This window comes from Streptomyces sp. NPDC054841, from assembly GCF_053611045.1.
This window is the reverse complement of record NZ_JBSGZO010000431.1, coordinates 1-7,292: the sequence shown is the minus strand read 5'-3', so window position 1 is coordinate 7,292 and position 7,292 is coordinate 1. Positions and strand designations below refer to the sequence as shown.

7 protein-coding genes are annotated in these 7,292 nt (G+C 68.9%); 4 read left to right on the top strand and 3 right to left on the bottom strand.

Annotated features, from left to right (window positions below; translation table 11 throughout):
• Positions 1-88: 88 nt before the first annotated feature.
• Positions 89-550, bottom strand: a complete 462-nt coding sequence (locus ACWGI8_RS35605; RefSeq protein WP_453667401.1) for a type II toxin-antitoxin system PemK/MazF family toxin — start codon at positions 548-550, stop codon at positions 89-91.
• Positions 551-782: 232 nt separating this feature from the next.
• Between ACWGI8_RS35605 and ACWGI8_RS35600 the strand changes: the two genes are divergently transcribed.
• From ACWGI8_RS35600 to ACWGI8_RS35590, 3 genes are all read left to right on the top strand, one after another.
• On the top strand, positions 783-1,535 hold the full coding sequence (locus ACWGI8_RS35600) for an MBL fold metallo-hydrolase (protein ID WP_453667399.1): 753 nt from the start codon (positions 783-785) through the stop codon (positions 1,533-1,535).
• 148 nt (positions 1,536-1,683) lie between these two features.
• Positions 1,684-3,210 carry an APC family permease gene (locus ACWGI8_RS35595; protein WP_453667397.1) on the top strand — a complete coding sequence of 509 codons (1,527 nt, stop codon included), beginning with the start codon at positions 1,684-1,686 and terminating at the stop codon, positions 3,208-3,210.
• 1 nt (position 3,211) lies between these two features.
• Positions 3,212-3,628: a universal stress protein gene (locus ACWGI8_RS35590; RefSeq protein WP_453667395.1), complete on the top strand. Its 417-nt coding sequence runs from the start codon at positions 3,212-3,214 to the stop codon at positions 3,626-3,628.
• A 137-nt stretch (positions 3,629-3,765) separates the two neighbouring features.
• Here the strand turns inward: ACWGI8_RS35590 and ACWGI8_RS35585 are convergent, their stop codons facing one another.
• Both ACWGI8_RS35585 and ACWGI8_RS35580 read right to left on the bottom strand, forming a co-directional pair.
• Positions 3,766-5,031, bottom strand: a complete 1,266-nt coding sequence (locus ACWGI8_RS35585) for a PTS transporter subunit EIIC (RefSeq protein ID WP_453667393.1) — start codon at positions 5,029-5,031, stop codon at positions 3,766-3,768.
• Positions 5,032-5,229: 198 nt separating this feature from the next.
• Complete coding sequence (locus ACWGI8_RS35580) at positions 5,230-6,501, bottom strand: PTS transporter subunit EIIC (RefSeq protein ID WP_453667391.1); 1,272 nt, start codon at positions 6,499-6,501, stop codon at positions 5,230-5,232.
• A gap of 284 nt (positions 6,502-6,785) precedes the next feature.
• Between ACWGI8_RS35580 and ACWGI8_RS35575 the strand changes: the two genes are divergently transcribed.
• Complete coding sequence (locus ACWGI8_RS35575) at positions 6,786-7,019, top strand: glucose PTS transporter subunit EIIB (protein WP_093660495.1); 234 nt, start codon at positions 6,786-6,788, stop codon at positions 7,017-7,019.
• Positions 7,020-7,292 lie beyond the last annotated feature (273 nt).

The window sequence follows — 7,292 nt, the reverse complement described above, 5'->3', positions numbered from 1 at the left end:
CTGCCGGCCCGTCCGGCGATCGAGGACGCGTCCGAAGGGCGTACGGGTCTCAGGGGCTGCCCCACCGGTTACGGCGATACCCCACCGGTTACGGCGACAGGTGCCGCACCTGGTCCCACAGCAGCGGGTCCACCACCCCCACACGGCGGCGGAAGTCGCGGACCCGCACCTCCCGCAGCTCATCCGTCTCCAGGAAGCTCGGGCGGCCGTGCGCGTCGCCCACCGCACCCGGCGGGAGCGGGATCACGCCGGGGCGCGCGTCGTGGTACTTGCTGGTGATCTTGGCGACGCGGGCCGCGCCGCCGTGGACCCGCAGGACCAGACACGGCCGGTCCTTGGAGCCGGGTCCGTCCTCGTACGGAACATGCGCCCACCAGATCTCGCCCGGCTGCGGACGCCGCTTCGGGCCGGCCGGCGCCGGGGGACCTGCCACGCGCCCGCGCGGCCTGCCGGGCGGGCGCACCCGCCCCCCGGGCCGTACCCGCACCACCGCAGCCACCAGCGCGATCACCACCACCGCGCCGAGCGCCAGCCACCAGGACGTATCCATACCTCAGACGGTACCGGCGCGCACCCCGTGCCGTGCGCGCCGCACACACGCCCGCGCACCTCGTCCTATCCGGTGACAGGGCAGGTGAGTTCCCCCACAACGGGCCGCCGCGAAGGAGCGGCCGACCCCTTCGCGCCTTACGCTCAACAAACCGCACAACCTCCCCCGCGCTCGCCCCTCAGTCCGCCCCGTTCCCCGTTCACGAACGACCGTCCACGGAGGTTCAAGCTCCATGAAGCTCACCGTCGTCGGCTGCTCGGGGTCGTTCCCGTCCGCGGAATCGGCCTGTTCGAGCTATCTCGTAGAGGCCGACGGCTTCCGGCTGCTCCTCGACATGGGCAACGGAGCCCTCGGCGAGCTGCAGCGCCACATCGGTCTCTACGACCTCGACGCCATCTTTCTCAGTCATCTGCATGCGGACCACTGCATCGACATGTGCGGATACTTCGTGGCCCGCTACTACCGCCACGACGGCGGCCGCTGCGACGCCATCCCGGTGTACGCGCCCGAGGGCGCGGAGCAGCGCCTCACCACCGCCTACGCGGACACCCCCTCGGACAAGTCGATGAGTGAGGTCTTCGACTTCCACACGCTCAAGCCGGGCTCCTTCGAGATCGGCCCGTTCTCGGTCCGTACGGAGAAGGTCGCGCACCCCGTGGACACCTTCGCCATCCGCGTCGAGCACGGCGGCCGCTCGCTCACGTACTCCGGCGACACGGGTGTCTGCGACCCCCTCGTCGAGCTCGCCGACAGCACCGACCTCTTCCTCTGCGAGGCGGCCTTCACGCACGGCAAGGAAGACATCCCGGACCTCCACCTCAACGGCCGGGAGGCCGGAGCCCACGCCGCCCGTGCCGGGGCGCGGCGTCTCGTGCTCACCCACATCCCGCCGTGGACGGACGCCGAGCGGAACCTGGCGGACGCCCGCGAGGTGTACGACGGGCCCGCCGAGCTGGCGGTCGCGGGCGCGGTCTACGAGATCTAGGTAGTTCTCGTAGCGCAGTAGCGCAGTAGCGCAGTAGCTCGGTAGCTCGGTAGCGCAGTACCGAAGTGCCGCAGTACCGCAGGCCCCCTTCGTCCCGCCTCGCTAAAATTACATAGAAGCGACACATCGCCCTGATCTGCGAGGACACATGGCCGATGACGTCATGGACACCCGCCCGCCCCCGCCCAGCTCGCACCACAAGGAGGGGCCGGGGGAGCTGAAGCACAACGCGATCGGGTTCCTCGACGCGCTGGTCATCGGCATCAACTCCACCTCGCCCGCGTATTCGCTGGCCGCGGTCATCGGCGCGGTCGTGGCTCTGGTGGGCATCTACGCCCCCGGCGTGGTGCTCGCGTCCTTCGTGCCGATGCTGCTGATCGCGTCGGCGTTCTTCTACCTCAACAGGGTCGACCAGGACTGCGGCACGACGTTCTCGTGGGTCACCCGGGCCATGGGCCCCTGGGCGGGGTGGATCGGCGGCTGGGCGATCATGATGACCGGCGTGCTGGTGGTCGGCTCGCTCGCCGACGTCGCCGTCGGCTTCGGGCTGCTCACCGTCGGCCTCGACAGCTGGGCCGCGAACGACTTCGTACGCCAGCTGCTGACAGTGGTCGTCATCCTCGTGATGACGACCATCTGCGTCATCGGCACCGAGGCGTCGGCCCATGTGCAGAACGTGCTCATCCTGGCCCAGGTCGTCTCGCTGCTCGCCTTCGCCGTCGTCGCGATCTACCGCGTCTACGCCGGTACGAGCCCACTCGGCCCCGTCCAACCGGAGATCGAGTGGCTGAACCCGTTCGGGGCCGGCGGCGCCGCGCTGACCGGAGGCCTGCTGCTGGGCGTGTTCATGTACTGGGGCTGGGAGTCGGCGGTCAACCTCACCGAAGAGGTCAGGAACTCGGCCAGCGCCCCCGGACGGGCCGGTATCTGGTCGACGATCGTGCTGCTGGTGACGTACCTGTCGGTCGGTATCGCGGTCGTGGCGTTCGCCGGACCGGCCTTCCTCGCCGAGAACGCCGGCAAGGAGGAGTTCATCTTCGCCCTGCTCGCAGGTCAGGTCATGGGCGGCTGGGACTGGCTGGTGCTGCTCGCGGTCTCGACGTCCGCGCTGGCCTCGACGCAGACGACGATCATCCCGTCGTCGCGCACGGGACTGTCGATGGCCCGCCGGGGTGCGCTGCCGTCCGTCTTCGCCCGGATCCACCCGCGCTTCCGTACGCCGTACGTGAGCACGTGGGCCGTCGCCGTCGTCGCCATCGCCTGGTACCTCCTCGTCAGCCAGATCAGCGAGAACGCCCTCTTCGACTCGCTGACGGCACTGTCGCTGCTGATCGCGTTCTACTACGCGCTGACCGGAGTCGCCTGCGCCGTGTACTACCGGCGCCATCTGACCGAGAGCGTCCGCAACTTCTTCCTCATCGGTGTGGGCCCGCTGATCGGCGCCGGGCTGCTGGCATGGCTGCTCGTGGAGTCCGTCATCGACATGTCCGACCCCGAGAACTCCTACAGCGGTGTCTCGTGGTTCGGCTTCGGCCCGCCGCTCGTCATCGGCATCTTCATCCTGATCGTGGGGCTGCTGATCATGGCTGCGCGACGCCTCACGGCGGCGAGGTTCTGGAGCGAGCGCCCCGGGGTGGCCGATCCCGAGATCGCGCGCGGCACCAAGGAGCCCTGAGATGTCGGTCGTCCTGGGGTACGACGAGTCGCCCGGCTCGGTGCGTGCGCTGCGGGTCGCACTGGAGGTTTCGGCGGCGTTCGGCGAACCGCTCGTGCTGGTCTTCGGAGCCGCGGCCCCGGGTGCGCTGGGGGAGGAGTACCGGACCCACTACGAGGCCATCCGGCAGACCGGCCGTATCGCGCTCGCGCACGCGGTCGAGGCCGCCGACGACGCGGGCGTACCGTCGGCCGTCGAGATCATCGACAAGAAACCGGCGGAGGCGCTCCTCGAAGCCGCCGGCCGCCATGACGCACGGGTGATCATCGTCGGCAGCTACGGCGAGAGCCCGATGCGGGGCGCCCTGCTCGGCTCGACCCCGCACAAGCTGCTGCACCTGTCGACGGTCCCGGTGCTGTGCGTGCCGGCCGAGGAGTGAGCGGAGCAAAACCGAGGAGTGCGGAGCAAGGCCGCGTAGTGGGCTGAGCAAGGCCGAGATATGCGGAAAGCCCCGCCTTCCGGTACGGAAAGCGGGGCTTCTGCGTGCGTGCTGGCGAGGACCGCCTACTTGGCCTCCTACTTGGCCTCGGCCTTCTGCAGCTCCGCCAGCTCCTCGTCGGACTCGCGGCCCGGCGTCGGGAGGTTGAACTTGGTGATCGCGAAGCGGAAGACCACGTAGTAGACCGCCGCGAAGCACAGGCCCACCAGAGCCAGGCCCCACGGGTTGGACGCGATACCCAGGTTCAGGAAGAAGTCCACCGCGCCGGCCGAGAAGCCGAAGCCGTCCCGCATGCCGAGCGCCCAGGTCAGCGCCATCGAGACACCGGTCAGCACCGCGTGGACCGCGTACAGCACCGGGGCGATGAACATGAACGTGAACTCGATCGGCTCGGTCACACCGGTGACGAACGAGGTCAGCGCGAGGGAGAACATCATGCCGCCGATGACCTTGCGGCGCTCGGGGCGGGCGCAGTGCACGATCGCCAGGCAGGCCGCCGGGAGGGCGAACATCATGATCGGGAAGAAGCCGGTCATGAACTGTCCGGCGGTCGGGTCACCGGCGAGGAAGCGCCCGATGTCGCCGCTCTTGCCCTCGTACGTGCCGGCCTGGAACCACGGGAACGAGTTCAGCAGGTGGTGCATGCCGATCGGGATCAGCGCACGGTTGGCGACACCGAAGATGCCCGCGCCGGCCGCGCCGGAGCCGACCAGCCACTCGCCGACGTTGTGCAGACCCGTGCCGAGGACCGGCCAGATCAGGCCGAAGACGATTCCGATGACCAGGCCCGCGAAGGCGGAGAGGATCGGGACGAGGCGGCGACCGCCGAAGAAGCCCGCCCAGTCCGGCAGCTTGGTCCGGTAGAACTTCTGGTACAGCAGGGCGACGACGATGCCCATCACCACGCCGCCGAGGACCTTGGCGTCGACCGGGGCCTCGGTCATGACGATCTTGCCGTCGACGACCTTGGCGACCTTGTCCAGGTTCGGGTCCGTGAACGTGGCCAGCACGTTCTTGAAGACCAGGTAGCCGGTCACCGCCGCCAGCGCCGTCGAGCCGTCCGACTTCTTGGCGAAACCGATGGCGATACCGACGGCGAACAGCAGCGCCATGTTGGCGAGGATGGCGTCGCCGCCGGCCGCCATGTACCCGGCTATCTTGGTGACGAAGGAGGGGAACGACTCCCTCGCGAGCATGTCGGGCTGGCCGAAACGCACGAGCAGCGCGGCCGCCGGCAGCACCGCGACCGGCAGCATGAGGCTGCGGCCGATGCGCTGCATGACAGCCATCGCGCCGGCGCCCTTCTTCTTCTCCGCCGCGGGGGCGGCGCTAGCCGTGGACACAACTTCCTCCAGTGGGCAAGGCGCCGCCCGGGACCAGGGGCAGAGGGGGACGGCAGCGTCTCAGGGGGAACGCGGTGGTCTGAACCGCGTGGTCTACACCAGTCAGAGGTGTAGACCTGTTGTAGCACGGTGAGGGTGGGATAAGGAACCTGTGATTTCTGTGGCATTGACCATAACCGGTCAATGCCGACAAAGGCCCTATGCCTTGGTGGCGTCCTTCTCCAGCTGTTCCTGGATCTCCTCCGGTTCCCGCCCGGGCGTCGGGATGTTGAACGCCGTGATGGCGATCCGGAAGATCACGTAATAGACGACCGCGAAGCAGGCGCCGATCGGAATGATCAGCCATGGCTTCGTGTCCAGGTGCCAGTACACGATGTAGTCGATGAACCCGGCCGAGAAACTGAAGCCCGCGTGGACGCCGAGTGCCCAGGTGATCGCCATCGAGGCGCCCGTGAGCAGGGCGTGGATCCCGTACAGCAGCGGCGCCACGAACATGAAGGAGAACTCCAGCGGCTCGGTCACGCCGGTGACGAAGGAGGTCAGGGCGACCGAGAACATCAGGCCCCCCACCCGCTTGCGGTGCTCGGGCCGGGCGCAGTGCGTGATGGCGAGCGCGGCGGCCGGCAGGCCGAACATGAAGATCGGGAAGAAGCCGGACATGAACTGGCCCGCGGAGGGGTCCTCGGCGAAGAAGCGGGTGAGGTCGCCCTGGACGGTCGTGCCCTCCGGCGTGGTGAACTCGCCCACCTGGAACCAGAAGAAGACGTTCAGGAACTGGTGCATGCCGATGGGGATCAGCAGCCGGTTCGCGACGCCGAAGATGCCCGCTCCCCAGGCGCCGAGGTCGATCAGCTGCTTGGAGAACCAGTTCAGCGCGGCGCCGACCGGCTCCCACATCAGTCCGAACATCACGCCCAGGGCGCAGCACAGGAACGCCATGATGATCGGGACGAGTCGGCGGCCGTTGAAGAAGCCGAGCCAGTCGACGAGCTTCGTGCGGTGGTAACGCTGCCAGATCGTGGCCGTCAGCAGGCCGATCAGAATGCCGCCGAAAACTCCGGGGTTCTGCGGAATGCCGTCCGGGGTCTTCTCGGTCACCGAGCCTGCGACCGGAAAGGCCTCGAGTACGTTGTGGTAGACGAGGAAGCCGGCCATGGCGGCGAGCGCGGTCGAGCCGTCGGCCTTCTTCGCGAAACCGATGGCGATGCCGATGCAGAAGAGCAACGGGATCCCGAGAGTGGGGTCGAGGATGCCCAGGCCGGCTTTGAGGAGGACGTCCGACGTCTTGTCCCAGAACGCTCCGTGCAGATACGCCTCGAAGAGGCGGCCGAGGCCGACCAGCAGCCCGGCCGCCGGGAGGACCGCCACCGGCAGCTGGAGGCTCCGGCCGATTCGCTGGAGCCCCGGGAGGACCCCGCTCCGCCACTTCCGCTCCGGTGGTGCGGGCGCGGCCGCGCTCTCGGCACTCATCGGTGTCCTCCCGGAACAAGCCTCTCCTGGCGGTCGTTGCACACTGGTGTAGACCAGTTGCGGTAGGCTCCCCGGGCCCGACCGCGGGCAGGGTGCCGGTGATCGTCATCATTCGATACGAGGCTGCTACTCGCCCGCGAAGTTGGGCCAACCGTGAGTTACCGTGACAAAACGGACCAGCGGCCCCGCCCCGGCCCCGGCCGGCTGCACCTTCCGGAGCAGTGACATCAGCGGCTGACGCCGCGGGCCCCGGACCCCGGCCCAGAAGACTTAGGGAGAAACGCATGGCCAGCAAGGCTGAGAAGATCGTCGCCGGGCTCGGCGGTATCGACAACATCGAAGAGGTCGAGGGCTGCATCACCCGCCTCCGCACCGAGGTCGTGGACCCGAGCAAGGTCGACGAAGCCGCGCTGAAGGCCGCCGGCGCCCACGGCGTCGTCAAGATGGGCACCGCGATCCAGGTCGTCATCGGCACCGACGCCGACCCCATCGCCGCGGACATCGAAGACATGATGTGAGCGACGCACACGCGAGGCTGCCGGGCCGCGGGTGGCGACGATGCCCGCGGCTTCGCCGAGCGGGACGATGCCCGCGGCTTCGCCGAGTGGGCGGAGAAGCGAACCGGCCACATGCGTGAGCGACGCACGCGAGGCTGCCGGGCCGCAGGTGGCGACGATGCCCGCGGCTTCGCCGAGTGGGCGGAGAAGCGAACCGGCCACATGCGTGAGCTGCCTCCCCGCTCACCCGTGAGGGGCCCGTTCCGCACCGGAACGGGCCCCTCACTCATGGAC

Excerpts from the sequence above, each read along its gene's own strand:
- ACWGI8_RS35575 (WP_093660495.1), top strand. The coding sequence starts at position 6,786 with ATGGCCAGCAAGGCTGAGAAGATCGTCGCCGGGCTCGGCGGTATCGAC.
- ACWGI8_RS35600 (WP_453667399.1), top strand. The coding sequence starts at position 783 with ATGAAGCTCACCGTCGTCGGCTGCTCGGGGTCGTTCCCGTCCGCGGAA.
- ACWGI8_RS35590 (WP_453667395.1), top strand. The coding sequence starts at position 3,212 with ATGTCGGTCGTCCTGGGGTACGACGAGTCGCCCGGCTCGGTGCGTGCG.
- ACWGI8_RS35595 (WP_453667397.1), top strand. The coding sequence starts at position 1,684 with ATGGCCGATGACGTCATGGACACCCGCCCGCCCCCGCCCAGCTCGCAC.
- ACWGI8_RS35605 (WP_453667401.1), bottom strand. The coding sequence starts at position 550 with ATGGATACGTCCTGGTGGCTGGCGCTCGGCGCGGTGGTGGTGATCGCG.
- ACWGI8_RS35580 (WP_453667391.1), bottom strand. The coding sequence starts at position 6,501 with ATGAGTGCCGAGAGCGCGGCCGCGCCCGCACCACCGGAGCGGAAGTGG.